General features: G+C 40.1%; 17 protein-coding genes. All 17 read right to left on the bottom strand.

Translation table 11 applies throughout. The annotated features are described in order from the left end of the window. Window positions 1-123: 123 nt before the first annotated feature. Window positions 124-2,154, bottom strand: a complete 2,031-nt coding sequence (locus HJP15_RS11585; RefSeq protein ID WP_054204838.1) for an SUMF1/EgtB/PvdO family nonheme iron enzyme — start codon at window positions 2,152-2,154, stop codon at window positions 124-126. Between the two features lie 369 nt (window positions 2,155-2,523). Beyond that, entirely contained in the window at window positions 2,524-6,267 is a 3,744-nt protein-coding gene (locus HJP15_RS11590) for an H-type lectin domain-containing protein (protein WP_170173839.1), read from the bottom strand. After that, on the bottom strand, window positions 6,264-6,758 hold the full coding sequence (locus HJP15_RS11595; protein ID WP_054204839.1) for a hypothetical protein: 495 nt from the start codon (window positions 6,756-6,758) through the stop codon (window positions 6,264-6,266). The genes HJP15_RS11590 and HJP15_RS11595 overlap by 4 nt, the downstream gene beginning before the upstream one ends. Then, window positions 6,748-7,578, bottom strand: a complete 831-nt coding sequence (locus tag HJP15_RS11600; protein ID WP_054454805.1) for a PulJ/GspJ family protein — start codon at window positions 7,576-7,578, stop codon at window positions 6,748-6,750. The genes HJP15_RS11595 and HJP15_RS11600 overlap by 11 nt, the downstream gene beginning before the upstream one ends. Then, complete coding sequence (locus tag HJP15_RS11605; protein WP_170173841.1) at window positions 7,578-8,114, bottom strand: prepilin-type N-terminal cleavage/methylation domain-containing protein; 537 nt, start codon at window positions 8,112-8,114, stop codon at window positions 7,578-7,580. Before HJP15_RS11605 ends, HJP15_RS11600 begins: the two co-directional genes overlap by 1 nt. Further along, window positions 8,101-8,592 carry a type II secretion system protein gene (locus tag HJP15_RS11610; protein ID WP_054204842.1) on the bottom strand — a complete coding sequence of 164 codons (492 nt, stop codon included), beginning with the start codon at window positions 8,590-8,592 and terminating at the stop codon, window positions 8,101-8,103. The genes HJP15_RS11605 and HJP15_RS11610 overlap by 14 nt, the downstream gene beginning before the upstream one ends. An 8-nt stretch (window positions 8,593-8,600) precedes the next feature. Beyond that, the gene (locus HJP15_RS11615) at window positions 8,601-9,137 is read right to left on the bottom strand and encodes a prepilin-type N-terminal cleavage/methylation domain-containing protein (RefSeq protein ID WP_054204843.1); all 537 of its coding nucleotides are present in this window, start codon (window positions 9,135-9,137) and stop codon (window positions 8,601-8,603) included. Between the two features lie 23 nt (window positions 9,138-9,160). Next, window positions 9,161-9,754 carry a prepilin-type N-terminal cleavage/methylation domain-containing protein gene (locus tag HJP15_RS11620; protein ID WP_169326870.1) on the bottom strand — a complete coding sequence of 198 codons (594 nt, stop codon included), beginning with the start codon at window positions 9,752-9,754 and terminating at the stop codon, window positions 9,161-9,163. A gap of 2 nt (window positions 9,755-9,756) precedes the next feature. Then, window positions 9,757-10,980, bottom strand: a complete 1,224-nt coding sequence (locus HJP15_RS11625; protein ID WP_054204845.1) for a type II secretion system F family protein — start codon at window positions 10,978-10,980, stop codon at window positions 9,757-9,759. Next, a complete protein-coding gene (locus tag HJP15_RS11630) occupies window positions 10,967-12,694 on the bottom strand; it encodes a GspE/PulE family protein (protein WP_054204846.1) in 1,728 nt (575 codons plus the stop codon). Before HJP15_RS11630 ends, HJP15_RS11625 begins: the two co-directional genes overlap by 14 nt. After that, the gene (locus HJP15_RS11635; protein ID WP_170173842.1) at window positions 12,691-13,833 is read right to left on the bottom strand and encodes a tetratricopeptide repeat protein; all 1,143 of its coding nucleotides are present in this window, start codon (window positions 13,831-13,833) and stop codon (window positions 12,691-12,693) included. Before HJP15_RS11635 ends, HJP15_RS11630 begins: the two co-directional genes overlap by 4 nt. Next, a complete protein-coding gene (locus HJP15_RS11640; protein WP_170173843.1) occupies window positions 13,830-14,732 on the bottom strand; it encodes an ExeA family protein in 903 nt (300 codons plus the stop codon). Before HJP15_RS11640 ends, HJP15_RS11635 begins: the two co-directional genes overlap by 4 nt. Window positions 14,733-14,734: 2 nt before the next feature. Next, the gene (gene mshL / locus HJP15_RS11645) at window positions 14,735-16,393 is read right to left on the bottom strand and encodes a pilus (MSHA type) biogenesis protein MshL (protein ID WP_054454796.1); all 1,659 of its coding nucleotides are present in this window, start codon (window positions 16,391-16,393) and stop codon (window positions 14,735-14,737) included. Then, complete coding sequence (locus tag HJP15_RS21725; protein ID WP_064435812.1) at window positions 16,377-16,700, bottom strand: hypothetical protein; 324 nt, start codon at window positions 16,698-16,700, stop codon at window positions 16,377-16,379. The genes mshL and HJP15_RS21725 overlap by 17 nt, the downstream gene beginning before the upstream one ends. Then, entirely contained in the window at window positions 16,678-17,364 is a 687-nt protein-coding gene (locus HJP15_RS11655; protein ID WP_054454794.1) for a type II secretion system protein M, read from the bottom strand. The genes HJP15_RS21725 and HJP15_RS11655 overlap by 23 nt, the downstream gene beginning before the upstream one ends. Further along, the gene (locus tag HJP15_RS22315) at window positions 17,361-17,963 is read right to left on the bottom strand and encodes a PilN domain-containing protein (RefSeq protein WP_152960621.1); all 603 of its coding nucleotides are present in this window, start codon (window positions 17,961-17,963) and stop codon (window positions 17,361-17,363) included. The genes HJP15_RS11655 and HJP15_RS22315 overlap by 4 nt, the downstream gene beginning before the upstream one ends. A gap of 4 nt (window positions 17,964-17,967) precedes the next feature. Continuing rightward, window positions 17,968-18,885 (bottom strand): hypothetical protein, encoded by a 918-nt coding sequence (locus HJP15_RS11665; protein WP_054204852.1) that lies wholly within the window; start codon window positions 18,883-18,885, stop codon window positions 17,968-17,970. Between the last annotated feature and the right edge of the window lie 54 nt (window positions 18,886-18,939).

The raw sequence follows: 18,939 nt of genomic DNA on the forward strand, positions 1-18,939 counted from the left end.
TTTGAAAACGTTCTTATGTTAGCTGACTCTACTTTAACATACTGAATTATTTCAGTAATACAAAGCGCAGCTACCTTTGTTAATTGGGTAAAAAGGAAGCATTGCTTCCTTTTTAAATTATTTTTATCGCTCGCGTACTAAGCGAAAACCGATATAATTTGCACGAAAGTCCGGCGCTAAAATCAAACGAGTTGAAGCGCGAGCTAAACTCGGTGCAAAATTCCATGCACCACCTCGAACTGTTACATCCGATTGCTGAGCTGACTTATGAGTCCATTCCCATACATTTCCTACGGTGTCGTAGAGACCAAATGCGTTTGGCGCAAAAGCACCTGTCGGTGATGCACTTTTGTTTGACCATTCACTACCACACCAGCCACAATTGGCTAAATTTTTACCGATTTCATTACCCCATGGGTATTCGGTTTTAGTACCCGCTCGAGCTGCATATTCCCACTCAACCTCATTCGGTAAGCGATATTGTTGGCCTGTTTGACCTGATAACCAATCAGCATATGCTTTAGCATCATTATAGGTTAAGCATACAGCTGGATAATCATTGCCTTGCTCAAAGCCAGGGTTACGCCAATTTAAATTAGCTTCCCAAACTGGCTCACCATTTAAATAATACGCACAGCCACGATTGCGTTCAGCTTCTGTTTTATAACCGCTATTGGTAACAAACTGCTTATACGCACCGACTGATACTTCTTTGCTTTGCATTGCAAATGAGTTGGCTATGGTTTTCTCAACAACAGGACGCTCATTAGCAAGTCCGTTGCCATTGATATCACCCATTTCAAACGTGCCTGCTGGAATAACAACCACAGCCGCACCGGCTGCATTGCCAACCGCTGTAGTCGTAGATGCTGTATTTCGTTGCTCTCGAGTGTATGTCGGTGCAGCAATCGACTCAGGCTTTTTTACCAACTTGGCATGAATGGTTTGCGGTTTACGCAAATCAACACGCACACGATATGATTGGTAACCTTGTTTTCGTACTTCAACATCATGTACGCCACTTGGCAAAGTCGTCGCTAAGCGTGTTGAGCCAAAACTCACACCATCAATAAACACTTCATCATCAAATACATTTGATCGCAGTGTTAGTTCAACCATTCTATTTTTGTTGTTATCAACAACCAATGGATCAACTTTTGGCATCAACATTGGCTTTACTGAGTAGTCTCGAACCGACTGCGTATTTAAACGCGACACTGAAACTACGTCATTATCCTTACTATCACTGAATGTTAACTGACTATCTGAGTAGCTAGTACCGTAACTTGCTTGATAAGGTGTGCTCAGTGGTGTGCCGTACTCAGAACAATAGCGATTATCAACACTTAATAAGTTACATAAACGGCTGCTATTAACATCTCCGCGCATGGTAACACTTAAATTTACGTTGTAATTACCTTGACCACTGAATGCACTATTTACTACATGGCTACTTAATATTTGTACTTGCGCACCAGCCATATTGCGTTTTGGTTCAACCAATCGCTCTTCAGTTAGGTTTGCAAATATTTGATCTACGAAGCGTTTTGTTGCTTTTTGTAAACCCATTTGCTGACCGCGTTGCTCACACGCTGCTAGCGTTTCTGTACGCTTACAGTTGATGGTGTGATTAACTTCTAACGTTCCCTCGCGGGTAAACTCGTTACGCAAGCGCTCTACTCGTGCTGTTGTTAATTGTTCTTTTAAGCTTTCAAGCGTGTTTAGCTGGGTATGTTTAGCTACGCGAATTTGTTCAATATCTTTGCGGTGGGATGCAATTGCCGCCAACTGCATCGCTATATCATCTTTATTTTGTTTATGATCAACCACGGCTTGTTGATAACGTGCTTGTGCGGTACTGATATCAAGCGTTGGATCATCAATTAAACGACGGTACATCTCGTTCATTGCATCAAGTGCTTGGTTCTTTTCTTTATCGAGTGCAGTTGAACGAGTACGCAATAAATCAAGTTGGCTTTGTAACTGACTTTCTTCTTTTAAATGTTTTTCAAGTATCTGTGTAGAGTTATCGTATTCAGCTTGTTTAATACTGATCTCAGATTCAATCCCAGTTACCGTCGCTGTATCTTGTGCAAACGCACTTGATGCAAGCAAACTTGCTGAAATTAACAGAGATAAAGGAGCAATTCGCATATATTCCATTCCCAAAAAGCGGCAATTATTTGGTCATTATTTATTTTTTATAATTAAACTCTTATGCTATGTACTTGCAAGGCAAAACACAAGCTTTGTTCAAAAATTATCTGAGTTTATACCTAATTAGCCTCAAGATGCGAGCTTCAGTTGGAATTAAAAGTGATTTAAACAAGGCATTGATTGCAAATAATGGCTATTCCCTTATTAAAATTAGTCTCTCATAACAGTAACGCAGTATAAATCTGCTTTTAAGCTTCTCTATAGGATGCTTCACAGGCGTTGCCATTTTTGTCAAATCACGCCTTGATAGCCATCCCCTGTAAAACACTGAATTCTGTATCTTGAGATTGACTGGACATACTACTATTATCGGACTTCACGCCAGTAAATAACTCTGTCATTTCCTCTAAAACTGCCAAATTGAAGTATTCCTCTAGGATTTAATTGGCTAGCATCAGCTTGCCAATCCCACTCAAGCCAATTTTCAGTATCGTATTCAATTATAAAAATACCAATACCCTGAGGTTGCGCATAAATTCCGTTAGTATTTGGGTAACTACCATTTTCAAAGACACCACTATTGCCTGTACTGTAAACATAATTAAGAACAGGTAATGCCGGTGAAATTTGACTTATTTCAGGGTGCGTAAATACACTGCAGTTATCATTGGAATTACGAACAAACTCAGTACCATTATAATATTGCATCTCCATTGGTACGAGTAAATCATCTAAGTCAGAACCTGCATTATTCCCCAAATCCAGACGCCCAAACCGAAAACTAATTGGTGCACTATTAAGTCTAACGCTATCGCAATTTGCCACACAGCTCCCCGCAATTATTGGGTTATCGTTAGCGCCCATTAAAGCAGCCCCCTCAAGCCCTGTTAGTGTTGCCATAAGGTTTACACTTTCGAAAGGCCCATCTGGGTCATTAAATCCTTGGCGTGCCAAAATGGTGTCGAGGTCATTTAATTGCCATTGTCCAGCGTCTGCAGGTGTACTCCCCCATGCTGGTGAGTCTATGTTCTGCAGCCTTGGTGTTAAATCAAGTGCGGATACATAATTACCGGCCTCACTGTTTTCAGCATTAACTACGATATTTGAGTTAATAAACCCACCCACATAATTTTTCATTGTTTGATTTTTATGATTTTGAGCGAGTACTGTAAACCCAAGTGAAAATGGCTCACTTAAGTAGGTTTGATTACTGCCATAACGTGTACATTGAGCAGCGGCTTGAATACCTTGTAATACATATTGAGATGGAGCAAAACGGCCAACATTGGTGATCTCACCTCGCACATCTCCAGCACCTAAGTAATCGCCATCTTGCAAGCCCACAGCTAAATCAATAATCCCGACTTGATCATAATTATATTGTGATAGGGACTCACTTAAGCTACCCGAATCAGTAAACGCGGATAGTGTATCTACGTCTAGATTACCTAATACTCCGCCCGAAGGTAATAAGGTGGAAGGTGTCACATTGGGTGACTCACCAATAAAGTGTTTAGCGATTGCATTGCTGTTTATTACTGAATAATCATCTGGGTAACCATCATTGTTGTTATCTTGTCCAACAAGCCATTGTACCGCATTCATTTTCAATGAAAATGGCTCACCAGTGAGCTTTAATAAACTGCCGTTTGCATCACTTGCAAATGCATTATTGCCGTCATTAGGAAAGCTTATAGCAAGGCCAAATGGCTTAACAACAAATTCATTTGAACTCCCCGCTAAGCTTACTGATAGATTGGTTGCAGGATCCAGTATCAAGTTTAACCTAGTATTTAAGCTTACCTGTCCTGCATCAGGGTAATTAATGGTAATCTCAGCTTTGGATTCACTACTAAACTTTAGTGGTACCGCTTGATAGCTTTGCCCAATTGCATGCGTATTACCGTTATTCACAAGCGCCAACTCATCACTACAAACAGACCCCGAACTACAGCTATAAGCCAAATCAATTGCAACTTCTCCATCGGTAGGAAAAGCAGCTTCGCAGACTCCTGTTGTTGTGTTGGTTTTAACAGCCTGTATCGCTAACTGTTTAGCATTAAAGCCTGTATCAGAAGGTTTTCCTGATAACTGAGTAGGTATTAAGGTGTTATTGTCACTGTCATTTCTAAAAATAAACCCTGCATCAGAGAACGTGACTTTACATCCACCAAGGCCAACATTAATCCCCCCAATATAACAACGTAACGGCGCTGATGGATCAGCTAAGTTATAACCAAATTGCACTTGACCAGCCGTACGCTTAGCAAAGCGTATATCTGTCATGCTTGTAAATGTTATGTTCTCCCCTGTAACCCAGCTTTGTGACCCGCTAGTACTTGGCGAAAGATCGAGTGTAGACTCTTCAGCATAAAGTACATCACATGCATCATTCGCACATGCTGTAAGCGTCATTTCTTTAGCCTGACACGTTAAACCCTTGTTATCACTCATGGATATGCGGTAATGATCTAATAATACTGGTGGTGTAATTCCACAAAAACCGGGGATATTATTCGGTACTGGTGTTCCCGTAAATGAAGAGCTTTGCTCTGCTATAATCTCAGTGCCAGAGGTAATCATACCCGTATACTGCACTTCTTGCGCAATACGCACCTCTCCCGTTGCGACTAAAAATGCGTTAAAGTCGACACTCGCTCCAATCGATACAGCACCATCAATGTAGATAGCCAAATACGCACCATCTTCAATAACTATATTCGTATTAGCGACCGTTAAAAAAGCGGTTGATAATATTGAGTCTGAATTTTGCACAAATATTCGGGTGGGCTTTGTTACTCTGTATTCAGGTTCGACCATCGTTATTTGCAATTCATCAAAAAAGTAATCACCCGCTAAGCTCGTTGGTATGGCACTTCCAGATGAGCCATCATTTGCTATTGTAGGCACCCGTGAAGCTTGCCCTGCGGTCAGCGAATTTTCTCCCTTTGCAGCACAAGGCTGACCATTGCATAAAGGAATATTAGTAATCGCAGTTGAAATGTAATTCATTGTTGTTAAAACATTCGCATTGTTGTCTGTAACCGTAACGCCTTGAACAAGTTGAATCTGTCCATTATTGTATGTAGCAATAGCCCCTGGAAAGAGCGTATCACAACTCAAAATGTCCCCGTTGGATACAAACGTACTCGTCATGGCTAAAATAGATGCCTCTTCATTTGGGTGATTACGCTCCCTATCGCCATCTCTATCTTCATCAACCACTATACCCAGCCGAGTTCGTGTTAAATTACAACTACGTAACCACCCCCCATCTTCACCAACCCGACTATTCTTACTTGCGACAACTAAAGGGGCTACGTCAAAGTCATTATTAAAGTAAAAGTAATTACAACCATCACTCCAACCATCCACTTTATACCCAGTGAAAAAACTCTCCCATAACACTTCGACTTGATTATCATCCACAAAAGTACGGTTACTTCCTGGCTCCACAACAAGGTAGGCAATTGTCTCGCTTTTGATTAAGCCACTACTTGTCTCTGATGCTTCAAGCGCTATATTTACTCCCACTGATGTTAATGAATTAGTTTCAACAGCCACGGTTAAAAATGGTCTTAACGCATCTCTCGGAGGAGTTGTTTCCAAGCTATTGATTGTTTGTAGTGAATGAAAAAAATTTGGCCGTGTAGTAAATGGCATCGAGAAGGTAACGCCTTTATAGCTCTTCGGCAAAACATAATTAGATTGAGGCCCATATTGAATTTCAAGCAATATATCTGTGCTACCAACTTCCATGATTGTGCCATCAGGGAATTCATGTACGCCATATTCAACCGCTAAATAATGCGCCCCCATGGTAATATGCTCACCATCTTCTCCTGTTGGTTCAAGTGGTAGAGCTTCAAAGCCAGTTGTAGTCACATTGCGTATGCGTACTATTGCAGGGTTACCGCCTTGATTGGTCGAAAGCATAAACACCGCAGGCGGAACATCATATTCTTGTTGAAAATTTATTTTGGTCCAAATAGGTGAAACATACGTGTCTTGCAGTTCAATAAAGCGGCCTTCTATTTTTGGCGTTGCGGCTACACACACACAACTACAGCATAGCAATCCTAATAGTATTAATGTACGGTAAATCATCATGGTAAGGTCTTCGCTTCAACGCTCAATGTACGTTGTGTTTGCCAATAATCTTTTCGACAAGCCTCACCAATGGCGCATGCAATAGGGGCGCAAATAGCCGTACTTTGCAGATAAAAAATACTAACAGTACCAGCACTATTACTACTATCTGGCACAGCCAAGTATTGCTTGCAACTGAGTGTAACCACACAGTTTTCAAGATAAGTTACTTGCAAAGCTAGCGTCGTTGATACTGCCGCGCAATTCTGTGCAGGGTTATTTAACGGGAAAAGCTCTGTTAAAGCATTTTCTAACCCACTTTGGGCAGCCATATAAGCACGAGCGCCATAATACTCAATAATATTTTGTTGTGCTGATGCAGAAAGTATTTTCACTAGCGCTAAGCCCAACATCAAAAATACAACAATAATCACCAGTGTAACAACGAGTAAATTACCTTTTTGACGAGCGGCATTTTGACTTGCTTGATTCCTATTATTTTTAAGGTACATTGGGTATATGCACCTCATGATTAAACATCATTGCTTCACTATCATTAAACGTCATAATTGCATGAATATTTAATACAGAATTACGTGTTAACGCTGCATCATCTAAATTGAAAAACTCATTGCTAACTAAGTTGTTGCTTATATGAAGCGCAAGTAAATCTCGTTTTACCCCACTGCTTGCCTGTAGCTGTACTGCATTTAATTGGTTTACATTAAAACCATAATCTTGGTATCGATATAAGGCATTACCTTCAACACAAAAGCTCACAGGCTCAGCCAGTAAATAGATACGCTTTGATGACGACTCTTGCATAAATGCTTGGCTAAATTGCCATTGATCCAGCTCGCTCGTTGTTGAGCTTACAAACCCTGTTACTTGTAATCGTTTATTGTTTGCTACATCGTATAAATCACTGTGGTGTAATGGGTATACAGTGGCCCAATTTCCAATTGTTGGCTGTGCTAAATTATTTAATTCGAAGTCTACCGCTGTAACATTAAAAGGGGCTGACGTTGGTAGGTAGCCGGTATAATGAGTCGCTGATTGGAAAGGAATAAACTCAAGACACTGATCAAATGTGCACCCTCCTTCACACTGTAACCGAAGAGAGTTTGGTGTGGCGTGCCGTAGCTCTTTAGCTAAGCGTGTTAGCATAAATCGTGCTTGTGCAACGGCTTCTTGACGCTCAACACCTTGGCTGTAGATATTTACCCCAGCATTAATATAAGCAACCGAAGTAACCCCTAATATCCCCACAATCACCATGACTATTAATAACTCTATAAGGGTAAACCCGCATTGTTTTATAAAGCTAAACATCAATAATTACCTTTATAAGCACTAAACCCATATTGCTCTCCATTTGGAGCACTAACAATAAGTGTGATGAGCTTTAATGTTGTTCCATCATTTACGGTTGTACTATTACGGTCACTGTCATAAACCACAGTAACGGCAACACTAAAATCTTGATACTGCGTTAACTGCTCACCTAAGCTATTTGTTATAGGCTGAGCATTGAGTGCTAAATAATCATCCACATCATCATACGTAGTCCGGGTTTCTCCGCTATCTGCACCTAAATCGGCTACAACGGTGCAATTTGGTGCAGCAAAACCACTCTCTGAGCATCGTCTAAACGGCGGCGCACGTTCACTATGCTCATCAAATGCCTTACTTTGGATCTCATTCATTAATGATTGACCCAATTCATTAGCACGTAACTGTAAAATAGGATCCGCACTTTGACGTGCCTGCGGCGCAATTAAACCGGTAATAATTGTCAGGGCTATCGCAAAAATAACAATGCTAATGATTAGCTCAATAAGGGTAAAACCCGTATTAAGGGCACGCATAAATCAGCCCCTCACCACTAATACATACACCAGCTAACCCCACATCTATTCGACATGTATTGTTGCAATTTCGATCACTTCGCCCCAATGGGTCAAAATTAATTTCAGTAAATAGCGATCCTTGACCATCTAACGCAGTAAATACTATTTCGCTACGTTGCGTGTCTATCTTCACTACCAAATCGTCTTGGTTGTTAGGATCCGCTCCTCCATTGCATGTATCTGTTGTTGGCCCAGCAATTAACACTGCGCTTATGTATAACTTATGGCAACTCGCTATTGCACTGTTTTGCATCGCTCGTAATTGAGTTGTGCGTAGTGCGGCCAATACGCGATCACGATATGAATAGGCGTCTTCGGTTGAACTACCTAAGAATTTGGGCCCTGCCGTTACCGACAGGATACCCAAAATAACCAAAGTAATTATCAGTTCAACTAAAGTAAAGCCACGCAATCGTTGCTTAGTCGAGCTTCCCATCTATATGATTAACACCCTGTAAGTATAATTGTTAATACTGGCGCCACAACTTTGACTGGCGGGGTACCATCGTTAGAGTCTTTAGCTTGTGTATATTCAATACGACAATCATCTGTGCTTACATAGCTGTTAGGAAAAATAATTGCAGTTCCAGTAGCGGCTTTAGTCGTGTCGTCTAAGTTAAAGTCACCCGCATCACCAGTTGCAAAGTCAACATCTAAGAAAGCTTCAAATGCAGCAGTACTCGCAGCAGGATAACCATAAATAGTATCAACTGCAGCGCCTGTATCAACCGTTACTGTTGCGGTTGGTTTTTTATGATCACTTGAGATTATTGATTTACCATTAACGATGTTCATACCGCTGCGAATAGAGCCCTGCAAACCTTCAAGTGTTGATGCATTTGCATCGCCTTGTAAGTTCAAAAAGCGCGGAGCAGCCGTTACCGCAAGTATGCCAAGGATCACGATCACAATGATCAATTCTACTAGGGTAAAACCTGCTTGGTTGTTCATTTCATTGCTATTCATTGATTGCGTTTTCATAAGTAAGCCTCTTTTGTTATTACTTAAGATTTAAAAATTTGCACTTTGCCTATTTTAGGAAAGTACGAAAACCCTTTGGTATCAATTAATTGCTTACCATTCTTAGGGATATTTTCAGCATCTAAAGAATGACTAAGATAGTAGATACACTGCAACGCATCTGCGTCGTACCTTACTAAAAAACGTACATCTTTAACCTCTGACACTGTACTACTTAGGGTACTGCTTGGCGCATCTTGTAAAATCACATTCAGCACCTGTTGGCATCTTGCACTACTCATTGCTAATGCCCGTGTGTCTTTTTGCTCTGTTTCATCACTGGTAGGAGTACCTGTTTCACCATCAACTCCTACAACCACACCTCCATAATTAATATAAGTAACAAACCGTGAAGCAGCGCTACCTTTAGGTCGTGCTTCTAATTCCCATTGCCCTCTGACAAACCCGACTGCGCTGGCAAAACCACCCGCTACAGCATCAATGTTTGCACTATGAGCCTGCTCTTTAACATTCATAAATTGTGGTACAGCTACACTCATAACTACGGCCAACAAAATCACAACTAAAACCATTTCAAACAGTGAAAAACCATTATTGTGTTGCGCCATATTGAGCATTATCACCCCCCCTTTATTGCTGACATCATATTCCACATCGGCATAAATATACCCAACGCTAAAATAAGGACCATAATGGCAACAAATACAGTTAAAATAGGTTCTATCTTCGCAGTTAAACTACGTAAATCGTAATCAACTTCTCGCTCATAATAATCAGCAGCCTCTTGTAGCATTTCATCAACACGGCCTGTTTCTTCACCCACTGCAACCATTTGTAATACCAGCTGCGAAAACAGCTCACTACTACGCGAAGCTCGCAATAAGCTATCGCCCTTTTCTATTTCCTGACGAATAGATAAAATAGCTTTTTCCATGTAACTATTATCAACGGCTTGTGCTGTAAGCGATAAGCCTGTAGTCATCGGTACACCTGAGCGCAGTACCATAGCCAAGCTTTGGCTATAACGAGCAAGAAGTGAGCGATGAATAATATGGCCTACAAAAGGGATTTTTAACTTGTAGTGATCCCAGTTATACAAACCTTGTTCAGTCGCTAAGTAGCGCTTCCAGAAAAAAATAGTCATTGCAATTATCAATAATAGTAACCACCAGTAGTTAACAAAAAAGTGGCTGGTTCCTATTAATATCTGCGTCATCAAAGGCAACTCAGCATTAAATCGAGCAAACATAGTGGCAAATGTGGGGATTACAAAAATGTTTAAAATCACCATGGCTATCACTAAAGCTGCGATAACAAAAATAGGGTAACGCATCGCTGTTTTAATACGTTTTCGTGTGTCTTGTTCTTTTTCAAAATAATTAGCAAGTTGTAAAAAAGCATCTTCTAAACGCCCTGAACCTTCGCCCACCAACACCATCGAAATAGTCAAACGACTAAACACTTTATTATGCATGCTCATTGCACTAGATAAATCTCGACCTTGCTCTAACTGCTTAATAACCTCAGTTAAAACCGCTTTAAACTCTTTATTTTGTGTAGTATCTGCTAACCCAACAATGGCACGAATTATAGGTATGCCTGCTTTGAGTAATGAATACATTTGCCGAGAAAACATAATCATGTCGTCAAGGCCTACTTTTTGTTTAAATAGTTGTAAACCTGGAAATTGAATATCATTTTCACGCTCGATCAGTGTGATCGTTATTGGTATAAATTGACGACGCATTAAGTTATCAGCTACGCCGGCTTGATTGACCGCTTCAAGCTTGCCTTTTACTAATGTTCCTTTATGATCTTTAGCTTGGTAGCTATAAAGTTGCATCGTCATCTCCTATTATCTCAGGGATATATTCAGCAACTTTAAACACTTCATCCAATGTGGTTAGGCCCTGTTTTGCATACTCTAGTGCCATACTTGATAAAGGTGTGAATTGAGCGCTATTTTTAGCCGCGTCAGAAAAACCTTGCGTATCATCTTGGCGTAATGCATCCATCATGGCATCATCCATTTCCAGTAGCTCAAACACCCCAACACGACCTTTATAGCCCGTATGGTTACACGCAGTACATCCTTTCCCACACCAAAACTGACTATTAGCAACATCAACTTTCAAATACTTTAACCAACTCGTTTCTTGATGATCAGGGTGGTATTGCGTTTTGCAGTTTTCACATACTCGCCTTACTAGCCGTTGAGCTATAATGGCACGTAATGAGCTGGCAACCAGATAGGCTGGCGCGCCCATATCAATTAAACGCATTGCACTGGTGATCGCATCATTGGTATGTAGCGTTGATAAGACTAAGTGCCCTGTTAATGCACCTCTTAAGCCAATTTCTACGGTTTCCTGATCTCGCATTTCACCAACCATCAAAATATCAGGATCTTGGCGTAATGCAGTGCGTAGAATACTGGCAAAACTGAGCCCTATTTTGTTTTTTATTTGCACCTGATTAATACGGCCAATTCGATACTCAACAGGATCTTCAACTGTAATAATTTTCTTTTCAGGCTGATTAAGCTCACTTAGCGCCCCATAAAGAGTGGTCGTTTTCCCGGACCCTGTCGGCCCTGTAACTAAAATCATCCCATGGGGGCGCTTTAAAATACTGCGCAAGCGTTTCAAAATATGCGTCGGCATACCTGTTTCATCTAAAGTTAGTAATCCAGCTGATTGATCAAGTAACCGCATAACTACCGATTCACCATACTGCACCGGCATCGTGGATAACCTCACATCAATACTATGTGTATGAACTTTAATATTAAATCGGCCATCTTGTGGTAGACGTTTTTCTGATATATCTAAGCCAGACATCAACTTAAGACGTAATACTAATGCAGAGGCAATTTTCACCTGATGTAATATGTGCTCTTGTAATACACCGTCAACACGCTGGCGAATACGCAACATACTTTCATCTGGCTCGATATGGATATCCGATGCCCTTACTTGTACTGCATCTTCAAAAATAGACTGTAGTAATTTAACAACAGTTGCATCTGAAGAATCATCACCGAGAGAGTTTAAGTCAAATTCTTCAACATCCTCGTACTCTTCATGTAACTGTTCCGCAAAGCTGGTTATCTCTTCCGTACGACGATAGACATTATCGAATGCAACCATAATTTGGCTTTCTTGCACTACCGCCAAATCAATTCTTTTTGGTGCAAATATTGGCCCTAGTTGATCTAACCCTCTTAAATCAGCCGGATCACTCATACCTATAAGTACTGAGTCGCCATTATCTTCAATTACAAGTGCACGGTAACGCCTAGCCATAACCTCTGATAGCAACTTAGACACTTCTGGGGATATTTTGCGTTGTGAAATATCTAAAAATGGCACTTTAAGTTGCTGGGCTAAAAATCGTAGTAACTGAGGTTCACTAATAAACTCAAGTGCGATTAACGTTGCACCGAGTTTACGCCCCGTTGCAGCTTGCGCATTAAGAGCCTCACTTAGTTGCGCTTCTGTGATCATCTGCTCATCAACTAAAAGATCCCCCAAACGCATTCTTAAACTAGGTCTCATGATACCTCCTTGATCGCTAACAAGCGTTGCTCTGCATAGCTTTGTATTACCGGACTCAACCCTCCCATTTTAAGAGCTGTTTGATAATAACGCTTTGCGTTTTGGTAATCCCCAAGCGCATCTTTAGAGGTTGCCAGTGCTAACCACCACTTACTTTCTTGCGGCTGTAATCGAGTTAGTTTTTCAAAACATCGCAATGCAACATCATGTTCCTCTAGTTGCTGCGCAGCAGTGCCTTTTAAAGTCCAAAATTGATTATCTGCTTGCGGTTCAAACTCATCGCCGAGAAGCTGTAAAACCATACTGTACTGACGTCGAGTAATGTAAATTTTGCTGAGCAATACGCGCCAGTGCAACACGTTAGGATCATACCCTATGCCTTCTTCTAGAATACTCTGCGCAGCAAGAATGTCCTGCTGTAAAAAGTAACTTGCCGCCAATAAATTACGCGCTTCAATGTGCTCAGGGTCACGCTGTAAAATAAGTACCAGATCATCCGTAGCCTCTTGTTGTAAACCAAACTCTAGCGCATTTCTGGCTTGTGCCAACAAGGCTGAATTTTGCTGATCCATGGTCGTTATTACTGAAGCCTTTTTGATGCTAAAGGTATCTTCAGAGCTATTAATCATCGGCTTACTGATTGCAGCATTCACTATTTCAGGTGCACTGCTTTTCAATACTACGGCTGCAACAGGCCCCCCTGACTCACTATTACTTTCCATCATTGGCTGTTGGTTTATTGCTGGCTTTTGAAAACGTGTAACCTGATTAGCCCCACTATCATTAACTAATGCTTTTTCCTCTACATAAGATGCCGAATTCATAAGCTTATTTTTACCAGCGGTGACTAACGTGTTAGGTTTATCTAATACCTCACTCTTAATTAATGGATCGATAGCTACTTTGGTTGCTGATCTCTCTACAATTGAATCTACACGCTTAATTTTTTTATCAGCCGTTGGTAGATAAATATAAGCCAATACAATTGCTGTGATTGCGATTAAAACGACCCCACACTTCAGTGCAATTGTTTGGTAATCATAAATGGGGGCAACGACAATACTTTTTTGCGCAAACGGCAGTGTTGCACCACTTTCACGCTGCTCTATGCTTTTAAGCATCGAATTAATTACACTCATAGCCATTGCCTCCAAAACCAAATACCAGCAATCACTAACACACTGCAGCTGGCAACTATGTAACTCCAATAATTTATTAAGTGCGTATTTTGGCAATCTTCAGTGTCTTTTACCGCACTGTAAATGTGCAGCATCTTTATTTCATTCACCCCTTCACCGTAGGCTTGCAACAGTACTTTATGGCAAAGCACATTAACCAAACGCGGGACCCCACGGCTAGCTTTTGCTATGCGTAACCCTAACTGCTGCGTAAATAGTTGCGGCCCATTAAAACCTGCAACTTGTAGCCTATGGTTGATGTAATACACAACTTCAGCAGGTGTCATTGCACGTAATTGATAGGAAAAACCAATCCGTTGACGCAACTGACGAACACGGCTATTCGCTAGTTTTTCATCCAACTCAGGCTGCCCAAATAACACGACTTGAATTAGCTTTTCCGTTTCTGTTTCTAAATTAGTAAATAAACGCAATGCTTCTAGCGTATCCCAGCTCAAGCACTGCGCTTCGTCGATCAATAACACCACTTTTTTCCCAACCTGCTGCAAGCTTAGTAAATGATGGTTAATCAATTGACTTAAAGCTTGCTGATCGAGCTCTTTATTTAGATCCATCCCTAACTCAACAGCTAATGCCCAGCGTAGTTCATCAGGGTTTAAGTAAGAGTTTGGTAAATAGGCTACCGTAAAATCTTGCTCTATTTGATTTAACAATTTACGACATAAAAGCGTTTTCCCAGTGCCTACCTCGCCCGTTACTTTAATAAACCCCTCCCCCATTTCTAGCGCCGTAAGCAACACTTGCATCGCTTCATTATGCGGTGCCAGAGCACAGAAGAACTCGGTATTTGGGGTTAAGGTGAAAGGCATTTCACTTAGATTGAAAAAGCTCAAATACATGATTAATTCTCATACCAAGTATTAAGTAATTGGCGACTGCGAGCTTGTTGCTTCTTCCACGTATCAGGCATTACAACAGTTGGCTTTAATAAAATAACTAGCTCTTTCTTCTCTTGACGCTTACGCACACTTCTAAAAAGATTACCAAATAATGGTATGTCGCCTAGTAGCGGTGTTTTTGATTCTTCATCCGTTGTGATCGTTTGCATTAAACCACCGATCACCACAATTTCACCACTTTGAGCACGGATCACCGTATCAGATTCACGAATATTACTTTGCGCCAGCGGTAGGATAAATTCGTCATTATTCAAAGTAATTACTTTTTGCTGTTCCTCTGTTTGTGTTACAGACGGATGAACATGTAAAATGACTGAGCCGTATTTATCAATCTGTGGTGTAACATCTAATGCAATCCCTGAGAAAAATGGTGTTAAATCAATTTCTGGTGTTGTTGTTGTTGCATTACCTGTAACCGTCGTACTTGAAACATTAGTAACAAAGTACTCATCCTGACCGACTTTAATTACTGCTTTTTGATTATTAGTTGCTGTTACCCTTGGGTTTGATAGCATTTGTACATCGCCTTGGGTTTCTAATAAGCTAATCACACCTGTAAAATCAGCGTTATTGATAACTAAATTTGAAACACCACCAAGCGTGGCTGAAATGCTGTTACTAATTTGCCCTGCGGCCGTTGTTGCAAATGACAAACTCGTACTACCTATAGAGCTTGCAATTTCATTCCAATTAACCCCCTGTTGATATTCATCTTTCAAAGTTACTTCGACAATCTTCGCTTCTAAAATAACTTGTCGTTGCAAGTTTTCTTGGCTTTGGCGTAAAAAATCTTTCAATTGCATAATTTCACTTGGCAAGGCATTTACAGTCACTAAACTTGCCTGAGGGCTGGCAATAACATAACGCCCCTCTCCAGTACCAACCAGTGTTTTTAAAGCGATCTCTAAGTCTTTCCAAAAATCATTTTGATTTGTGGTTTGTATACGAGAACCATTCAATTCAATATTCTGATTATTGCTGGATTGGCCATTTTGCTGGTCACTATCACTTGAGTTGTTACTTGATCTTGAGCTACTATTTCCCGCCATTTGACTCACACCACCAGCAACAACACTGACTGTAGATTGGCCACTTCGCTTCATCATTAAATAATTAACAGGAATAGTTTCTGTACGCATTTTTGCGGGAAGTACCTGTACAATTCGCCCTTCGTTAATAATATCAAGCGGATACATTCGTTTAATAACGGTAATAACCTCATCAAATGTTACGCTTTTTAAGGTTAAGCTAATTGTTCCACTTACCTCTGGGTGTACTGCAACACTGTAAGGTGTATCGTCCGTAAGACCTGCAAAAAAGGCTCGTATATCAACATTATTAGCAGATACTTCAAAACGCTTCACCGAAAGCTCGTTATTTAAACTCTGCTGAGGGCCCACTGAAGATAATAGGCTTTGAGCTAGCTCCTCAGGTACATTTAACGGTGCAACTGTAGGCGTATTATTTGGAAGTGCTTTTAACTCTTGCTCGATATGAGGCTTGATCCCTTTACCTGGTGAAAAGCTGTGACAACCATTTAAAATAATAGGTAACAGCAATAAAACAGCCAACTTGTGGGGAAAATTAATTTTTAATGTCATAGTCATATAAATCTAATTTTATTTGCTTGTTATCATTCGCTAGTACGACTCTTTTAGAGTTTATTGCTAGCACTTTGTAGCCATCTATCTGATCGCCAATGGCATATAATTGCCCAGAAATAATTGCTTTATACCCTTGCTGTTTCTTTATTATTGACTGCAATATCAAATTTCCAGTCAACACATTCCCGCTTCCCTTTGTTGTAATGGTTTGCGGTCTAGTCGGATCTTTTAAAGTTTGTGCAACCGCAGCTACACTGGCGCATATTGATATCAGCCATAAACTACAGTGAAAGAAATTTTTCATTCGCGCTTACCGTTGCTAACTGTATGGTTAATTGAGCATTTGGATATACTGTCACTTGATAATTAAACTCTTGGATCAACAACTTTTCTTGGTTTTTTTTAAGTGATTCAAGATAGTTTTGCAGGCCAAAGTACTCGCCCTCTAACGTCAAAATCATTTGATGTTCAAAAAATAAAACTTGCGCATCTTGCTCACCTAGCTTTGCAACATCAATCCCTTTTGCTGGTAGCACTTTAAAGCTCAATACTTTGACATTCGGATGACTTTTTAATAATCCTCTTAACATGTCAGGCACACTCTCAGCAGCTACAAAGCCTTGGCTAAACGCACTCAACCTCTCATCAGTATCTATTAATGCTTGTTCTGCATTGATTATTTGTTGACGAAGCGCTTTTGTATAGTCGGTATTTAACGCCTCCTCTAACATTGCAAACTGAACTTGAGACTGCTGTAACTCAACCTTAATGGCCTTTAACGAGTCTTGCTGTAATTTTGCCGACTCTTGCTGTGGGAGCACTAAAAACCAACAACCTAAATAAATAATCAAAAATAAACCAACAGCTAATACGGCATATTTTTCGCGTAACTGTAGTGCTTCAAATCGTGTTTGATATTTCACCCATAAAGGCCAACTACGTAGACTTTTTTTACTATTCGTCTTCATAGCGAATTCCCTTTAACAACTAGCTCAGATGAAACATTAAATTCATTAATGCCATCCTCTTTTTTATTAAACTCCAATACTGAGAATTCTTTCCCTGCAAAGTAAGGTGATTGCTTTAAATTACTTAGCCAAATAGGTAGTTGACTTGATTCGGAGGTTTGTCCTTTGAGGGTAATTTTTTTCCCTGCAAATATCAGTTCAGTTAACCAAATGCTCGGCTCATGGTGACGCGCTAAATCAATCATTATTCGGCTATAATCAGTGCCCGATAATTCGTTAACTACTTTTAAATAACTGAATATTTGCTGCTTATGAGCTATTTCTTGCTCGATTAACTTTAACTTTGTAACTAACCGGTCTTTATTTTGTTTTTCTGCCAGCTTAATTTTTATTGCCTCAAGCTCTACATACAAACTATCTAATCGTTGCTGGCTTCCATCTTTTTCAGTTTTATTATGTTGTGTTTGTAATGTGAAGCCTCCCCAACTAGCTGTCACTATAAAAGCAACAATAGTCCATATAACTAAAACACCTTGGAGTGGCATCAAGTCACGACGCTTTCTTAATGATTTATGATAAAAATTAATCCTATTCTTCACCTGATTAATCCTTATTAGTCATCAATAGAGCCGCACCTAAAGCATAATAGAACTGCTTTTCAACACCTTTAGCCATATCTGAATTAGGTTGAAAGTCGACGACTTTAGTTTGTAATAACTCAGCAAGCTCTGCACGCACCGCTAATGAAGACAAACTGTCACACTGTAATTGCACACTACGGATCGGAGGTTGTTTTAATTGCGATTCAAAGAAATCCATTGAACGCTGTATTTCTAAAGCTAATGCATCAACAACTGCACTATCTTTATCTGTAATACCAATAAAGCCATTTAAGCGCCTAACCAAAACTAACTGACCATCTCGTACGATGAGTATTCTTGGTTCAGTATCTGCGTGTTGAACCACCAACATATGTGCATCTTTGTTTTTACCAAATAAAGCAAGCAGTACCATTTCTTCAGAAGTGAGCGAACGTAATACGGCGTCTGTATCTATAAAACAATTGATAAGCGGTATTATTTGCTGCTTATCAGTTATAAACACATTCATTTTTTTACTTTGCATCGGTAAAGCAATTGGATAATCAATAAAATCGGCGACAATATTTTCTGGGGCGATATTAACTAGATCTTTACTCGTCCACGGCAGTGACTGAATAATCTCTTCATCTGTCAGGTTAGGCTTTTCCATCTGCAAGATTTGATAAAAATAATGTGGTACTACTAAATTAACAGCACATGTTTGGCGACTTACTTCGTTTGTACAGGTAGTAATCGCCGTTGTATAATCACGAAGGTCTGTCACGTATTCTGTATGTGTTTTCTCAATTTGCCACAAGCCTTGTATTTGCTTCAAACAAACTGCATTCACGGTTTTAGCATATGTAGCAACACCTATTATGCAGTTAGGATCTATCCCTTGCTGCAACCATGGAAATAATGAAAAAAGCCTTTTTTTCATATAGCTACTTAAATATTAGTACGATTTTCTAAGTATTGTATATATTTCCTAGGT

It is taken from the genome of Pseudoalteromonas sp. NEC-BIFX-2020_002, assembly GCF_013002825.1.
Taxonomy (GTDB): domain Bacteria; phylum Pseudomonadota; class Gammaproteobacteria; order Enterobacterales; family Alteromonadaceae; genus Pseudoalteromonas; species Pseudoalteromonas neustonica.

Coding starts and splice junctions, on each gene's coding strand:
- HJP15_RS11595 (WP_054204839.1), bottom strand. CDS start 6,758: ATGTACCTTAAAAATAATAGGAATCAAGCAAGTCAAAATGCCGCTCGT.
- HJP15_RS11610 (WP_054204842.1), bottom strand. CDS start 8,592: ATGGGAAGCTCGACTAAGCAACGATTGCGTGGCTTTACTTTAGTTGAA.
- HJP15_RS11640 (WP_170173843.1), bottom strand. CDS start 14,732: ATGTATTTGAGCTTTTTCAATCTAAGTGAAATGCCTTTCACCTTAACC.
- HJP15_RS11630 (WP_054204846.1), bottom strand. CDS start 12,694: ATGAGACCTAGTTTAAGAATGCGTTTGGGGGATCTTTTAGTTGATGAG.
- HJP15_RS11585 (WP_054204838.1), bottom strand. CDS start 2,154: ATGCGAATTGCTCCTTTATCTCTGTTAATTTCAGCAAGTTTGCTTGCA.
- HJP15_RS11600 (WP_054454805.1), bottom strand. CDS start 7,578: ATGTTTAGCTTTATAAAACAATGCGGGTTTACCCTTATAGAGTTATTA.
- HJP15_RS21725 (WP_064435812.1), bottom strand. CDS start 16,700: ATGAAAAATTTCTTTCACTGTAGTTTATGGCTGATATCAATATGCGCC.
- HJP15_RS11665 (WP_054204852.1), bottom strand. CDS start 18,885: ATGAAAAAAAGGCTTTTTTCATTATTTCCATGGTTGCAGCAAGGGATA.
- HJP15_RS11615 (WP_054204843.1), bottom strand. CDS start 9,137: ATGAAAACGCAATCAATGAATAGCAATGAAATGAACAACCAAGCAGGT.
- HJP15_RS11605 (WP_170173841.1), bottom strand. CDS start 8,114: ATGCGTGCCCTTAATACGGGTTTTACCCTTATTGAGCTAATCATTAGC.
- HJP15_RS11655 (WP_054454794.1), bottom strand. CDS start 17,364: ATGAAGACGAATAGTAAAAAAAGTCTACGTAGTTGGCCTTTATGGGTG.
- HJP15_RS11620 (WP_169326870.1), bottom strand. CDS start 9,754: ATGCTCAATATGGCGCAACACAATAATGGTTTTTCACTGTTTGAAATG.
- HJP15_RS11590 (WP_170173839.1), bottom strand. CDS start 6,267: ATGATGATTTACCGTACATTAATACTATTAGGATTGCTATGCTGTAGT.
- mshL (WP_054454796.1), bottom strand. CDS start 16,393: ATGACATTAAAAATTAATTTTCCCCACAAGTTGGCTGTTTTATTGCTG.
- HJP15_RS11635 (WP_170173842.1), bottom strand. CDS start 13,833: ATGAGTGTAATTAATTCGATGCTTAAAAGCATAGAGCAGCGTGAAAGT.
- HJP15_RS11625 (WP_054204845.1), bottom strand. CDS start 10,980: ATGCAACTTTATAGCTACCAAGCTAAAGATCATAAAGGAACATTAGTA.